This is a genomic window from Streptomyces sp. NPDC002935, assembly GCF_040611295.1.
In the GTDB taxonomy this organism is placed as follows: domain Bacteria; phylum Actinomycetota; class Actinomycetes; order Streptomycetales; family Streptomycetaceae; genus Streptomyces.
Window position 1 is genome coordinate 86778 of sequence record NZ_JBEXNW010000021.1, and the last position, 13089, is coordinate 99866.

Consider the following 13089-nt stretch of genomic DNA (forward strand, 5'->3'; position numbering starts at 1 on the left):
CGTGCCCTCGCTTCTCCGTGAACGGACCGCGCGAGGAGGCTCAGAACCAGGTGCCCCGGTCTTCCAGGACCTTGCGCAGCGTGTCGATGTGATCGGTCATGATGCCATCGACTCCCAGGTCCAGGAGCCGGTGCATGCGTTCCGGTTCGTTCACGGTCCACACGTGCACGTGCAGCCCGCGCGCGTGGGCCGCCCGTACGAAGCGAAGGTCGACAACCGGCACCCCCGACTGCGACTCGGGAACCTGGGCCGCCACGGCGGAGCGGCGCACCGCGGCCGGTACGCCCCATGAGCGGAGCCGCAGGTTGAGCACCCCGCGCGTGCCGAACGACGTGGCGAGGCGCGGCCCGGCCAGATGCTGGGCGCGGACCACGCGGGCCTCGGAGAACGAACCGACGCACACGCGGTCCCAGGCGTCGGTGCGGCCGATCAGGTCGAGCAGCGGCAGGAGGGCGGGTTCGGCCTTGACGTCGATGTTCCAGCGCACCTCGGGGAAGGTCTCGAGCAGTTCCTCGAAGAGGGGGACCGGCTCCTTGCCCGCCACGCGCGCGTGGCGCACGTCGTCCCAGGGAAGGTCCGCGATCCGGCCCGCGCCGTCCGTCACCCGGTCGAGGGTGGCGTCGTGGAAGGCGACCAGCGTGCCGTCCGCCGTGGCGTGCACATCGGTCTCGATGTAGCGGTACCCGGCGTTCACGGCGCGCCGGAACTGGGTCAGGGTGTTCTCCAGACCGTCCGCCGATCCGCCGCGGTGCGCGAAGGGGATCGGGCCGGGATGGTCGAGGTATGGGTGGCTGATGCGCGTGCTCACCCGGGCAGTATGGCCCCCTCCGGTTGACCTGTGGCAACGACGGCGCTGACGACCGGTGCCGGACGGGCGGCGAACACGCGCAGGAAGAGCTGGGCGAGCGGCCCGATGGCGACGGCGTACAGCACCGTGCCGACGCCGACCGTGCCGCCCAGCGCGAAGCCGGTCGCGACGACGGCCACCTCGAGAACCGTGCGCACCAGACGGACAGAGCGGCTCGTACGCCGGTGCAGTCCGGTCATCAGACCGTCGCGGGGACCCGGGCCGAAGCGGGCGGAGATGTACAGGCCCGTCGCCACACCGTTCAGCAGGACGCCCGCCACCAGCAGCGGAATCCGTACGGCCAGCGCGTGCGCGTCAGGGACCAGCGCGAGGGTGCCGTCCATGGCGATGCCGACGACGAAGACGTTGGAGACGGTGCCGAGGCCGGGGCGCTGGCGCAACGGGATCCACAGGAGCAGCACCGCGGCGCCCACGATGATCGACACCACGCCGATCGTGAGGCCGGTCAGCTCGGCGAGACCCTGGTGCAGCACGTTCCACGGCTCCAGTCCGAGACCCGCCTCCACGAGGAGCGCCGAACTCGCGCCGTACAGGGCCAGGCCGGCGTACAGCTGGACGAGACGGCGCGGAAGCCGCCCGGACCCGGGAGCCTCGGCAGGTGCGGACTCGGAGCGTGTGGACACGGGATGCCCCCCAGTGGTGGTAGTGGCCTTGCCCGTGACACTCTGTGGCTGGGGAACTGGCTTCATCCATGGCCAATTCGGGGAAGGTGGACTGGAATCATGGCGCAGTGGACTTCGGCGATAGGGGCCGCGCAGCTCGCCCGGCTTCTCAACTCCCAGCAGGAGCGCCCGGCGGGCCCGGGGACCCGGCGTCCGCCCGCGTATCGCGCGCTCGCCGACGGAGTGCGGCTGCTCGTGCTCGAAGGGCGGGTGCCGGTCGCCGCGCGGCTGCCCGCCGAGCGGGAACTGGCGCTGGCCCTGTCCGTCAGCCGTACGACCGTCGCCGCGGCCTATGAGGCGCTGCGCTCGGAGGGCTTCCTGGAGTCCCGCCGCGGAGCCGGCAGCTGGACCGCGGTTCCCGCCGGGAACCCGCTGCCCGCACGCGGTCTGGAACCCCTGCCTCCCGAGACCCTGGGTTCGATGATCGACCTGGGCTGCGCGGCGCTGCCCGCGCCCGAGCCGTGGCTGACCCGCAGTGTGCGGGGCGCCCTGGAGGAGCTGCCGCCGTACGCGCACACGCACGGCGACTACCCCGCCGGACTGCCCGCGCTGCGTGCCATGCTCGCCGAGCGGTACACGGCGCGCGGCATCCCGACGATGCCCGAGCAGATCATGGTGACCACCGGAGCGATGGGCGCGATCGACGCGATCTGTCATCTCTTCGCGGGCCGGGGCGAGCGCATCGCCGTCGAGTCGCCCTCCTACGCCAACATCCTCCAGCTGATGCGCGAGGCCGGTGCCCGGCTGGTCCCCGTAGCGATGGCCGAGGGACTCGCCGGCTGGGACATGGACCGCTGGCGCCAGGTCCTGCGCGACGCGGCGCCCCGGCTCGCGTACGTCGTCGCCGACTTCCACAACCCCACCGGGGCGCTAGCCGGCGAGGACCAGCGGCGCGGGCTCGTGGACGCGGCGCGCTCGGCGGGCACGGTCCTCGTCGTCGACGAGACGATGAGCGAACTGCACCTGGACGAGGGCCTGGACATGCCGCGCCCCGTGTGCAGCTTCGACCCGGCGGGCTCGACCGTGATCACCGTGGGTTCGGCGAGCAAGGCCTTCTGGGCCGGCATGCGGATCGGCTGGGTGCGGGCCGCCCCCGACGTCATCCGCAGCCTGGTCGCCGCGCGCGCGTACGCCGACCTCGGCACGCCCGTGCTGGAACAGCTCGCCGTGAACTGGCTGCTCAGCACGGGGGGCTGGGAGCAGGCGGTGGACATCCGGCGCGGCCAGGCCCGTGAGAACCGCGACGCCCTCGTCGCGGCCGTCCGCAGGGAGCTGCCCCGATGGGAGTTCTCGGTCCCGCGTGGAGGCCTCACCCTGTGGGTGCGCACGGGCGGTCTGTCCGGGTCGCGGCTGGCCGAGGTCGGTGAGCGGGTGGGCGTGCGGGTGCCCTCGGGGCCCCGGTTCGGGGTGGACGGCGCCTTCGAGGGGTATGTGCGGCTGCCGTTCACCGTGGGCGGCGCGGTCGCGGAGGAGGCGGCGGCGCGGCTGGCCGCGGCGGCCCGGCTGGTGGAGACCGGCGCGAGCGGAGGGGACGAGAGTCCGCGGACGTTCGTGGCGTAGCCGGAGGGACGGCTGCACGGACGGCTGCACGGACGACGGCGGACGGGCCGGAAACCCTGTTGGGTTTCCGGCCCGTCCGCCGTCCGTACGCGAAGACCTGGGGGCGGCGAACCTACCCCTCCGCCACCACCGCGACCCCGGCGGCCTGCGAGGGCGCCTGTTCCGCGTCTCCCGGCGTGGTCCGCTCCGGGAGAAGGTCGAGCACCGCCCGCCGGTGCGTCTCGCTCGTCGCGTCGTCGTAGGGGTCCGGTGTGGCCGGGACCTGGAGGCGCAGGACGGGCCCCGTGCCCAGGCGGGCGTAGCCGCGTCCGGGCGGCACGTCCCGGGTCGGGGTCGTGTGCGGGGGCGCTCCCAGGATCGACTCCAGCTGGGCGGCCGAGGCGGGGCCGAGCACCACGCGCGCGCGGGTGTGCTGCCGTACCGCGTCGCTGAGGAAGTCGAGGTTCTCGAAGTGCTCGGCGACCACGACCGTGACGCCCGCCGCGCGGCCGTGCCGGAGCGGAACCTGGAGCAGCGCCTGCGGGTCCCCCCGTCCGTCGGCGGCGGCCAGATGGCCGAGCGCGGTCGGACGGTCCAGCAGGATCCAGAGCGGGTTCTTGATGTCGTCGGGAGCCGGATGCCCCGCCTGACGGGCGCGGTTCGCGGCGATCAGCCGCCGCTCCGTCTCGTGCGCCGCCCATTCCAGACTGCCGAGCGCCCCGCCGGCCGCGCACTCGACGGCCAGCACACCGTCCCGCCCGGTCAGGCACGCGTACTCGCCGGTGCCGCCGCCGTCGACGATGACGACATCGCCGTACTGGAGGGACTGCAGGGCGATGGAGCGCAGGAGGGTGGTCGTACCGGTGCCCGGTTCGCCCGTGATCAGCAGGTGCGGTTCGGTGGAGCGGGCGCCCGTGCGCCAGACGACCGGCGGAACGTCGCGCCGTTCCTCGCCGTGGGTGAGCGGGAGCGTGCGCTGGACGTCGGCCGGGTCGGTGAAGCCGAGGACCGTCTCGCCGGGCGCGGTGACGAAGCGCTGGGCGGCGATGTCGGTGGGCAGGGGCGGCAGGACCGTGACGGTGAGTTCGTTGCCCTCCTCGTCCCAGTCGAAGTGATACTCACGGCCGCGGCCCGACTTGGCGTGCAGGAGCTGCTCGATACGGGCGCGGGAGTCCGGCTCGCCGTCCGTGAAGTACGCCGGGTAGCGGATGAGCAGACGGGAGACCCGTCCGTCGTCGTCGAAGTCGTACGAGTCGAAGGCCTTCTCCCAGTCGCCGCCGTGGGCGTAGAGGGGGGCGGGGTCCTCGGCGGCCGAGAAGTACGGGACGAGGGCCTCGTAGAGGGACTGGAGACGTCCGGTCTGCGCCTCGTCGGGACCGGTCGCGGGCGGTGGGGTGCGCTCCCGGCCGGTCCAGGCTGCCGCCGCCATCAGGCTGATGACGGCGAGCAGCGGTCCGTACGGCACCAGGGCCACGACCAGGATCACCGAGGCCACCAGGAACAGCAGCGGTCCGCGCCGGTCCTTGGGGGTGGCGGCCCACTTGCGCCGTCCGGCCGCTGCCAGCCGGCGCAGTCCACGGGTGACCGTGATCAGTGGATGGAGGACATCGGTGGCGCTGTCGGCTGCCGTCCGGGCCAGCTCCCGGCTCTTGGCGATCTGTGCGGTGCCGTTGCTGAGGATGCGGGGGAGAGGGCGCCGAGCCACTGCTGTCTCCTGAAGGTGCGTACGAGGTGGGGGACGTCGTCAGAACTTGATCCCGCCGAGGAGGCCCGCCAGGCTCTCCCCGCCGGCCTTGATGCTCGGCGCGATGGCCGTGCTCGCGAGGTAGAAGCCGAAGAGTGCGGCCACCAGGGCGTGCGACGCCTTCAGTCCGTCCTTCTTGAAGAAGAGGAAGACGATGATGCCGAGAAGGACGACGCCTGACATGGACAGAATCATTTGTGCTCTCCTGGTTCGTGGGGACAGTCACCATGAGTTGTTCCAGGATCACAGCATGTATCCATACGATAAAAGGTGCAACTGGGTGAATTTCGGCAGATTTCACTCGCGCGGTGGAGCCGTCTTGGGCTGCCTGAGCTGGTCTGTTGCGCCCGATGCACCCTTTGTGATCTTTGCCGCGGACGATGCCTGTCATGTGCCGCCGGAGCCAGTACCCTGTCGATTCACCCGAACGGTTGCAGTGAGAGGCGGTCCGGCCGATGAGTGAAGCCCCCGACCCCGAGGTCGTGGAGCTGGCGACCAAGATCTTCGATCTGGCGCGACGCGGCGAGACGGAGACCCTCGTGGCGTATGTCGACGCGGGTGTTCCGGCCGACCTCACCAACGACCGCGGCGACTCGCTCGTGATGCTCGCCGCCTACCACGGCCACGCGGAGGCGGTCCGCGCCCTCCTGGAGCGCGGCGCCGAGGCCGACCGCGTCAACGACCGGGGTCAGACACCGCTCGCCGGAGCCGTCTTCAAGGGCGAGGAAGCCGTCGTCCGGGTACTCCTGGCCGCCGGCGCCGATCCGGCCGCGGGCACCCCCTCGGCCGTCGACACGGCGCGCATGTTCGCCAAGACGGACGTGCTCAAGTTGTTCGGCGCACCCTGACCCAAACGTTCTGACCAGGCGATACGCAGGAAAAAGGGGAGGCGGTACGGGGCCGCCGGAAATACGGTCGCGGCAGGAAGAACCGCCGAGTCATCATGACGACGTGATTCACGGACGCGATGGCTGGGCAGAAGTTGCCGCACCGCGCGGGCCGTGACGCGGCCCGTATGGGCCACCGACGAGAGGCAGAGGAAGATGGTCTACAGCAAGCAAGAGACGGCGGGCGCTCCGACGTGTTGTCACGCGGCCAGGTAATGCAGGATCCCGGTTGCGTCGACGCTTGATGTGAGGCTGTTTCCCATGTTCGATCCGGTCATAGCGCCCAGCGGAACACTGCTCGGCCTGCTCCAGAGGGGCCGCGGCGACGGTACGCTGCACGCGCTCACCGCACCGCGCGCCGAAGCGCTCGCGGCACTGAACCACTGTGTGCTGAGGGACCCCCGCCACGACTGGCAGGTGGAGAACCGGTCCCTGTACTACGCCCGTCTCTACCTCGACCTGAGCGGTGAGCTCGACGAGATCGAGCGGCACCTCTTCGATGCCGAGGACGTCCTCGACGACTGCGAGTCACGCACGGGGCTCGCCCTCGCGGTCCTCGGACACCTCGCCTCCTACGGCAGGCGGGACGCGCTCGCGCTGCTGCGCAGGTACGCCGCCGTCGGCACCAGCTGGGCCTGGGCCCTCGACGAACTGGCCCTGCGCGACGACGACGCGGGCCTGCGCGCCCTCGCCGCCCCCGTGCTCGCCCGGTTCCCGTCCGACGCGGAGGGCGAGGCCGCCCTCGCCGCCGTCGTACGCGACGCGTTCGAGCCACGGCCCTGGCGCCTGTGGGCCGACGATCCGCGCGCGTCCATCGCCACACGCGTGCGTGCCGCCCAGGAAGCCGGGTCCTTCGACCGCTGGCAGCGCCAGATGCGGCCGTCCGGACCCCGCCCGGGGTGGAGCGTCCGCGCCGTCTTCGAGTGGGCCCAGCAGGGCATCGACCGGGGAGCCGCGCTGCATGTCCCGGCCGCCCGATGCCTCACCGCCGTCGCCGGACCGGAGGACCGTCCCGAGATCGTCGAGGCCGCGCGCCACGGCGGGGAGGGGGCGCGGTGCACAGCCCTGCGCTATCTCGCCGACGGCAATGACCCGGACGCCCTCGACCTGATCGAGGGGGCGGTCGCGGCCGGTCCGACGGCCGTCGCCGAGGCCGCCGTCGACGCCTTCGAACGGATGCGGAGCGTCGCCGCCGTCGACCGGGCACGCGGCTGGGCCCGCCGGCCCGACGCCCTCGGCGCCGCCGCCGGCCGCATGCTCGCCTGCCGGGGCGGGGCACAGGACCGCGACCTCGTACTGGCCGCCCTGCGCGAGGCGGTACGCGGCGAGGGCCCCGACGCGCCGACCCTGTGGACCCTCGTCGACGGCACCGGACGGCTCGGCATCGCCTGCGCCGCCCCTGTGCTCCGGCACATCTACCGGGAGACCGCGTCATCGCATCTGCGTCAGCGCGCCGCCCGTGCCCTGGCCGCCACCGATCCCTCCTTCCCCGCCGGCTTCGCCGTCGAGTGCCTGTGGGACTGCGAGGAGACCACCCGCGAGATCGCCGCCCGGCACGCCGAGACCGGTGACGCGCGCGTGGTGGATCAACTGCGTCGGCTGGCAGCGGATCCGGCCGAGGAGGCCGAAGTCCAGACAGCGGTACGGAGCCGGATCGGGCCCGACATGCCGGCCGTATGAACGTTCGGTGACCCGGGAGTCAGGAGCGCGTGGACGGGGGCTGACCTGGACGGGTGCGGAGCGCAACGCTCACGGGACGTTCATCGTTCGCATAGATCCACGTTGACGCGGCCACGTCCGGTGCGGCGAGAACACCCGTATGCGTGTCGTCATCGTGACCGAATCCTTTCCCCCCGATGTGAACGGCGTGGCCCACTGCGCGCTCCAGACCGCCCGGCACCTCGTCGATCGCGGTCACGCTCCCCTCGTCGTCGCCCCGGCCACCTCGGCCGGGAACGGGCCCGACGCCTCGGCGCCGTGCCCGGTCGTCCGTGTCCCCTCCCTTCCGCTCCCGGGCTACCCCCAGGTCCGCGTCGCCCTCCCCAGCCGACGCGTCGCCGCGGCCATCACCGAACACCGCGCCGACATCGTCCACCTGGCCAGCCCCTTCATCCTCGGCGTCCGCGGCATGGCGGCCGCCTCCCGGCTCGGCATCCCCGCCGTGGCCGTCTACCAGACCGACCTCGCCGGATACGCCCGTACGTACATCAGCGCCGGTGAGGCCACCGCGTGGCGGCGCATCCGCTCCGTGCACGCCGCGGCCGACCGGACGCTCGCGCCGTCCAGCGCGGCCCTGCACGACCTGGAGGCACACGGCGTGCCCCGGGTACGGCTGTGGGCGCGCGGCGTCGACACGGTCCGCTTCCGCCCCGACCACCGGGACGAGGCGCTCCGCCGCGAACTGGCGCCGAACGGTGAGCTGATCGTCGGCTACGTCGGCCGGCTCGCCCCCGAGAAGCAGGTCGAACTGCTCTCCGGAGTCTGCGGACTGGACGGCGTCCGCGTCGTCGTGGTCGGCGACGGACCCAGCGAAGCGACCCTGCGAGGCGCGCTCCCCGGAGCGGTCTTCCTCGGCCGGCGCACCGGCGACGAACTCGCCCGGATCTTCGCCTCACTGGACGTCTTCGCGCACACCGGCCCCTTCGAGACCTTCTGCCAGACCGTGCAGGAGGCCATGGCCAGCGGAGTGCCCGTCATCGCTCCCGCAGCCGGCGGACCGCTGGACCTGGTCGACCACGGGCGCACCGGCCTGCTGGTCCCGCCGCGCGACAGCGACGCCGTACGGGACGCGGTGCGCACCCTGGCTGCCGATCCCGCGCTGCGGGCGGCCTACGGCGCCGCTGGGCACGCCATGGTCGAGGGCCGCACCTGGGCCGCGGTGGGCGACCAGCTCATCGGCCACTACAACGACGTGCTCTCCGCACGGAAGCTGGTGGCGGCATGAGTCTGCGCATCGTACGGCTCGCCAACTTCGTCGCCCCCGCCTCCGGGGGCCTGCGCACCGCGCTGCGGGAGCTGGGCACCGGCTACCTGGCGGCCGGCCACGAACCGGTGCTCATCATTCCCGGAGAGCGCGCGAGCGACCGCGACACCGAGCAGGGACGGGTGATCACGCTGCCGGGGCCGCTGCTGCCCGGGACCGGCGGCTACCGCGTCCTCACGGACAAACGGCGGGTGGCCCGGCTCCTGGAGTCGCTCGCCCCCGACCGCCTCGAGGTCTCCGACCGCACGACCCTGCGCTGGACCGGGGTCTGGGCGCGACGGGCCCGGGTACCCGCGGTGATGGTCTCCCACGAGACCGCCGACGGTGTGCTGCGGACCTGGGGACTGTCCGAGGGGATGGCCCGGCGGACCGCCGACGCCCTCAACGTCCGTACCGCGCACACCTACGCGCGCGTGGTGTGCACCACGGAGTTCGCCGAGCGCGAGTTCGTGCGCATCGGCGCCCGCAATGTCGTACGCGCCCCCCTGGGCGTCGACCTGGTGAACCGGCACCCGGCACTGCGGGACCCGGCGCTGCGTGCCCGCTACGCGCGCGCGGACCAGTCCCTGCTCGTGATGTGCTCGCGGCTCTCGGTCGAGAAGCGTCCCGGAACGGCACTCGACGCGCTGGAGGCGCTGCTGCGGCGCGGTGAGCGGGCCGTGCTCGTCGTCGCCGGGGACGGACCGCTCAGGGCCCGTCTCGAACAGCGGGCCAGGGAGCGCAGGCTCCCCGTCACCTTCCTCGGGCACATAGCCGACCGCACCCTGCTCGGTTCGCTCCAGGCCTCGGCCGACGTGTGCCTGGCACCCGGGCCCGCGGAGACCTTCGGGCTCGCCGCCCTGGAGGCCATGGCGTGCGGCACCCCCGTGGTCGCCAGCTCGCTCTCCGCCCTGCCGGAGATCGTCGGCTCCGCCGGAGCCACCGCCGGTGACAACGGGGACTCCTTCGCGGACGCGGTACGGCTGCTGCTCGGCCGCACCGAGAGCGAACGCAGGCAGGCCGCACGCGCGCGTGCCGAGTGCTTCGGCTGGGACGCCGCCGTGGCGGGCTTCCTCGCCGCGCACGACGCGGTGGTCGAGGCACGGCCGCGTCTCCAGGAGGGCGTGGCATGAGACCGGTTCGGTTCGTCGCCCTCGGGGACTCGCTCACGGAAGGCGTGGGCGACCCCGTCGGGGACCGGTGGCGGGGGTGGGCCGAGTTGCTCGCCCCCGGGATCGCGCCGGCGGACGCGCCCGTGGAGTTCACCAACCTCGCGGTCAGCGGGGCGCAGACACGCGACGTACTCGAGCGGCAGACCCCGGCGGCGCTCGCCCTGGAGCCCGACCTCGTCTCCGTCGTGATCGGCGTCAACGACACCCTGCGGTACACCTTCGACATCCACGCGGTGGCCGAACGGCTCGACAAGGTGTACGCGGCGTTCCGCGCGCGGGACACGGTCGTGATGACGGCCTGCCTCCCGGACCCGGGCTCGATGCTCGGGCTACCGGGGTCGCTGGCCCGCCCGCTGGCCAGGCGGCAGCGCGCGGTCAACACGGTCGTGCACGCGCTCTCCGAGCGGCACGGGGCGATGCATCTGCACGCCGCGGAGGAGGAGTGGCTGAGCGACCGCGCCATATGGAGCGCGGACCGGCTGCACCCGGGGGAGCGGGGGCATCGCCAACTCGCCCTGCGCTTCCACGCCCTGCTCACCGAGGACGGCATCGCCACCGGGATCACGCCCTCGGCCGAGCCCGAGTTCCCCGCGCCGACCCGCTCGGCGAGCCTCCTGTGGCTGGCCACCGCGGGAACGGGGTGGGTGGCCCGGCGCTGCACGGACCTGCTGCCCCAACTGCTCACCCTGGCCGCGTCCGAGGTGCGCCACCGGGCCCGGGGCACCAGCGCCCGCCTCGACCTGAGCGCCTCGCACGCCGTCGCGTCCGCCCTGGCCGCCCTGTCGGTGGCCGAACAGCCGGACCCGGCATGACGGGCGGGCGGGGGTGCGCGGGACGTGCGGGGCGCTCGCGGGCCCGGCGTTCGGCCCGACGGAGTGCGGACCCCTGAGGTCCTCAGCGGCGGCGTACGGCCACGAAGCGCACCGGGGTTCCCGGGACCGCCTGAGCGGCGGCGGGGAGGTCGGTGCCACGGACGACCGCGATCACCGGGTACCCCCCGGTGGTCGGATGGTCGGCGAGGAAGACGACCGGGCTGCCGTCGGGCGGCACCTGGACGGCACCCAGGACCATGCCCTCGCTGGGGAGTTCGCCGGAGACGGCCCTCTCCAGCGAGGGCCCTTCCGTGCGCAGGCCGATGCGGTTGCTCGCCGACGACACCCGGTAGGCGCGCGTCGTGAGCGTCCGTACGGCCGACGCCGTGAACCAGTCGTCGCGCGGGCCGAGGGTCACGCGCAGGACCAGCTCGGCGGGCGGTGCGCTGTGCGGAACGGCGTCCACGCGCGTGTGAAGGACACCGGGGCACCCCAGGGGAAGCACCGCGCCGTCAGTGAGGGGCGCGGGGCCGAGCCCCGAGAGGAGATCGGTCGAGCGGCTGCCGAGCACCGGATCGACCGCCACGCCGCCGGACACGGCCACGTAGCTCCGTAGGCCCGCGCGCGCGGGACCGACGTCCAGGAGCGCCCCGGCGGGCACCCGGACGGGAGCACCCCACGCGGCCGGGCGACCGTCCATGGTGACCGGGCAGGGCGCTCCGGTCACCGCCACCGTGATCGTCGAACGGGGGCGCAGGGCACAGCCGTTGAGCGTCGTCTCCAGCACGGCCGCCTCGGCGGGATTGGCGACGAGCCGGTTGGCCAGCGCCGCCGCGGGGGCGTCCAGCGCTCCGGAGCGCGGTACGCCGAGGTGCGCGTGGCCCGGGCGCCCCTGATCCTGGACGGTGGTCAGGGCCCCGGCGCGCACCACCGCGAGGGCCCGGTCGCTCATGGACGCCCCGCCGGTACGAAGCGGACCCGCGTGCCGGGTGCCAGCAGCGCGGCCGGTACGCGTGCGTGGTCCCACAGCACCGCGTCCGTCGTGCCGATCAGCTGCCAGCCGCCCGGCGAACTGCGCGGGTACACACCGGTGTACGGGCCCGCGAGCGCCACGGAGCCCGCGGGAACCGCCGTCCGTGGGGTCGCCCGGCGCGGCACGTCGTACCGCGTCGGCAGTCCCGTGAGGTAGCCGAAGCCGGGCGCGAACCCGCAGAAGGCGACCCGGAACTCGGCCGCCGCGTGGATCCGGGGCACGTCGTGCACCGCCACCCCCCAAAGAGCCGCCACGTCCGCCAGGTCGGGACCGTCGTACCGTACCGGGATCTCGACGGCGTCGTCCGCGCGCGCGTTCAGCGGCGGGATCTCCCAGCCGGGCAGCCGCTCCGCGAGACGCGCGGGGTCGTCCAGGCCGTCCAGGAGCACCGTGCGGGCCGCCGGGACGATCTCCCGCACGGACAGTGAGCCCTCCGCGCGGCGCCGCAGCAGCTCGGCGTGCAGGGCCTGGGCCGCCTGCCCCGAGGAGACCTCGACGAGCAGCGCCCGGTCACCGACGGGCAGGGCCTTCATGCTGTCGGCGTCGTCGTCGGCGTCGTCGTCGGCGTCGGCGTCGTCGGCGTCGTCGGCGGGGTCCGGGTCCGTGCCGTCGTCGACGGGCCGCGCCCTCATGCGAACGCCTCCACGCGCACGCCCGAGGACTCCAGTCGGGCGCGCACCCGGCGGGCCAGGCCGACCGCGCCCGGGGTGTCCCCGTGCAGGCACAGGGAGCGCGCGCGGACCGGAACACGTTCCCCGGAGTGGGACGTGACCACCCCGAACCGGGCCAGGCCGAGCGAGCGTTCGACGACCGTCTCGGCCTCCGTGATCACCGCGCCCTCCTGGGTGCGCGGCACCAGAGTGCCCTCCTCGGTGTACGCGCGGTCCGCGAACGCCTCGGTGACGACGGGCAGTCCGGCCCGCTCGGCCACCTTCAGGAACCGCGAGGACGGCAGACCGAGGACGGGCAGAGAGCCGCCGGCGAGCACGACGCCCTCGACGACCGCCGCGGCCTGCTCCTCGTCGTGCACGACGCGGTTGTAGAGCGCGCCGTGCGGCTTCACGTACGCCACGCGCGAGCCCGCCGCGCGCGCGAAGACCTCCAGGGCGCCGATCTGGTAGGCCACTTCGGCCGCCAGCTCGTCGGGCGGCACGTCCATCGCGCGCCGCCCGAACCCCGCCAGGTCTCGGTAGGAGACCTGGGCGCCGATCCGTACGCCCCGCGCAGCCGCCAGCTCGCACACCCGCCGCATGGTGGCCGCGTCCCCGGCGTGGAAACCACAGGCCACGTTGGCACTGGTGACGACGGACAACAGCTGTTCGTCGTCGGTCAGCCGCCAGCGGCCGAAGCCCTCGCCGAGATCGGCGTTGAGATCGATGTGGGTCATGATCTGCCGTCGCTCCTCTTCCG

Annotated in this window: 13 protein-coding genes; 6 read left to right on the forward strand and 7 right to left on the reverse strand. The window is 73.6% G+C overall.

The annotated features are described in order from the left end of the window. Positions 1-40: 40 nt before the first annotated feature. Both ABZX90_RS26805 and ABZX90_RS26810 read right to left on the reverse strand, forming a co-directional pair. The gene (locus tag ABZX90_RS26805) at positions 41-808 is read right to left on the reverse strand and encodes a glycerophosphodiester phosphodiesterase (protein ID WP_355208796.1); all 768 of its coding nucleotides are present in this window, start codon (positions 806-808) and stop codon (positions 41-43) included. Then, positions 805-1557: a hypothetical protein gene (locus ABZX90_RS26810; RefSeq protein WP_351130975.1), complete on the reverse strand. Its 753-nt coding sequence runs from the start codon at positions 1555-1557 to the stop codon at positions 805-807. Before ABZX90_RS26810 ends, ABZX90_RS26805 begins: the two co-directional genes overlap by 4 nt. A 33-nt stretch (positions 1558-1590) precedes the next feature. On the opposite strand from ABZX90_RS26810, the gene ABZX90_RS26815 reads away from it, so the two are divergent. Continuing rightward, positions 1591-3090 (forward strand): PLP-dependent aminotransferase family protein, encoded by a 1500-nt coding sequence (locus ABZX90_RS26815; RefSeq protein ID WP_351130974.1) that lies wholly within the window; start codon positions 1591-1593, stop codon positions 3088-3090. A 112-nt stretch (positions 3091-3202) separates the two neighbouring features. On the opposite strand, the gene ABZX90_RS26820 is transcribed toward ABZX90_RS26815, so the two are convergent. Together ABZX90_RS26820 and ABZX90_RS26825 are read right to left on the reverse strand one after the other, a co-directional pair. Continuing rightward, positions 3203-4774 (reverse strand): hypothetical protein, encoded by a 1572-nt coding sequence (locus tag ABZX90_RS26820; protein ID WP_351132461.1) that lies wholly within the window; start codon positions 4772-4774, stop codon positions 3203-3205. A 39-nt stretch (positions 4775-4813) separates the two neighbouring features. After that, entirely contained in the window at positions 4814-5008 is a 195-nt protein-coding gene (locus ABZX90_RS26825) for a hypothetical protein (protein WP_037621052.1), read from the reverse strand. A gap of 260 nt (positions 5009-5268) precedes the next feature. Here ABZX90_RS26825 and ABZX90_RS26830 point away from each other — a divergent pair, with 260 nt between their 5' ends. From ABZX90_RS26830 to ABZX90_RS26850, 5 genes are all read left to right on the forward strand, one after another. Beyond that, the gene (locus ABZX90_RS26830) at positions 5269-5661 is read left to right on the forward strand and encodes an ankyrin repeat domain-containing protein (protein ID WP_355208801.1); all 393 of its coding nucleotides are present in this window, start codon (positions 5269-5271) and stop codon (positions 5659-5661) included. A gap of 300 nt (positions 5662-5961) precedes the next feature. Continuing rightward, on the forward strand, positions 5962-7380 hold the full coding sequence (locus tag ABZX90_RS26835; RefSeq protein ID WP_355208804.1) for a HEAT repeat domain-containing protein: 1419 nt from the start codon (positions 5962-5964) through the stop codon (positions 7378-7380). A 139-nt stretch (positions 7381-7519) separates the two neighbouring features. Continuing rightward, positions 7520-8644, forward strand: coding sequence for a glycosyltransferase family 1 protein (locus tag ABZX90_RS26840; RefSeq protein WP_351132455.1), 1125 nt, complete (start codon positions 7520-7522; stop codon positions 8642-8644). Continuing rightward, positions 8641-9795, forward strand: coding sequence for a glycosyltransferase (locus ABZX90_RS26845; protein ID WP_351132453.1), 1155 nt, complete (start codon positions 8641-8643; stop codon positions 9793-9795). The genes ABZX90_RS26840 and ABZX90_RS26845 overlap by 4 nt, the downstream gene beginning before the upstream one ends. Beyond that, entirely contained in the window at positions 9792-10646 is an 855-nt protein-coding gene (locus ABZX90_RS26850) for an SGNH/GDSL hydrolase family protein (protein ID WP_351132451.1), read from the forward strand. Before ABZX90_RS26845 ends, ABZX90_RS26850 begins: the two co-directional genes overlap by 4 nt. Positions 10647-10728: 82 nt before the next feature. On the opposite strand, the gene ABZX90_RS26855 is transcribed toward ABZX90_RS26850, so the two are convergent. From ABZX90_RS26855 to ABZX90_RS26865, 3 genes are all read right to left on the reverse strand, one after another. Continuing rightward, on the reverse strand, positions 10729-11598 hold the full coding sequence (locus ABZX90_RS26855) for a biotin-dependent carboxyltransferase family protein (protein WP_355208809.1): 870 nt from the start codon (positions 11596-11598) through the stop codon (positions 10729-10731). Next, complete coding sequence (locus tag ABZX90_RS26860; RefSeq protein WP_355208883.1) at positions 11595-12212, reverse strand: allophanate hydrolase subunit 1; 618 nt, start codon at positions 12210-12212, stop codon at positions 11595-11597. Before ABZX90_RS26860 ends, ABZX90_RS26855 begins: the two co-directional genes overlap by 4 nt. A gap of 95 nt (positions 12213-12307) precedes the next feature. Then, the gene (locus tag ABZX90_RS26865; RefSeq protein ID WP_351132447.1) at positions 12308-13066 is read right to left on the reverse strand and encodes a 5-oxoprolinase subunit PxpA; all 759 of its coding nucleotides are present in this window, start codon (positions 13064-13066) and stop codon (positions 12308-12310) included. Positions 13067-13089 lie beyond the last annotated feature (23 nt).

Coding starts and splice junctions, on each gene's coding strand:
- ABZX90_RS26810 (WP_351130975.1), bottom strand. CDS start 1,557: ATGAAGCCAGTTCCCCAGCCACAGAGTGTCACGGGCAAGGCCACTACC.
- ABZX90_RS26815 (WP_351130974.1), top strand. CDS start 1,591: ATGGCGCAGTGGACTTCGGCGATAGGGGCCGCGCAGCTCGCCCGGCTT.
- ABZX90_RS26825 (WP_037621052.1), bottom strand. CDS start 5,008: ATGATTCTGTCCATGTCAGGCGTCGTCCTTCTCGGCATCATCGTCTTC.
- ABZX90_RS26830 (WP_355208801.1), top strand. CDS start 5,269: ATGAGTGAAGCCCCCGACCCCGAGGTCGTGGAGCTGGCGACCAAGATC.
- ABZX90_RS26835 (WP_355208804.1), top strand. CDS start 5,962: ATGTTCGATCCGGTCATAGCGCCCAGCGGAACACTGCTCGGCCTGCTC.
- ABZX90_RS26840 (WP_351132455.1), top strand. CDS start 7,520: ATGCGTGTCGTCATCGTGACCGAATCCTTTCCCCCCGATGTGAACGGC.
- ABZX90_RS26845 (WP_351132453.1), top strand. CDS start 8,641: ATGAGTCTGCGCATCGTACGGCTCGCCAACTTCGTCGCCCCCGCCTCC.
- ABZX90_RS26850 (WP_351132451.1), top strand. CDS start 9,792: ATGAGACCGGTTCGGTTCGTCGCCCTCGGGGACTCGCTCACGGAAGGC.
- ABZX90_RS26855 (WP_355208809.1), bottom strand. CDS start 11,598: ATGAGCGACCGGGCCCTCGCGGTGGTGCGCGCCGGGGCCCTGACCACC.
- ABZX90_RS26860 (WP_355208883.1), bottom strand. CDS start 12,212: ATGAAGGCCCTGCCCGTCGGTGACCGGGCGCTGCTCGTCGAGGTCTCC.
- ABZX90_RS26865 (WP_351132447.1), bottom strand. CDS start 13,066: ATGACCCACATCGATCTCAACGCCGATCTCGGCGAGGGCTTCGGCCGC.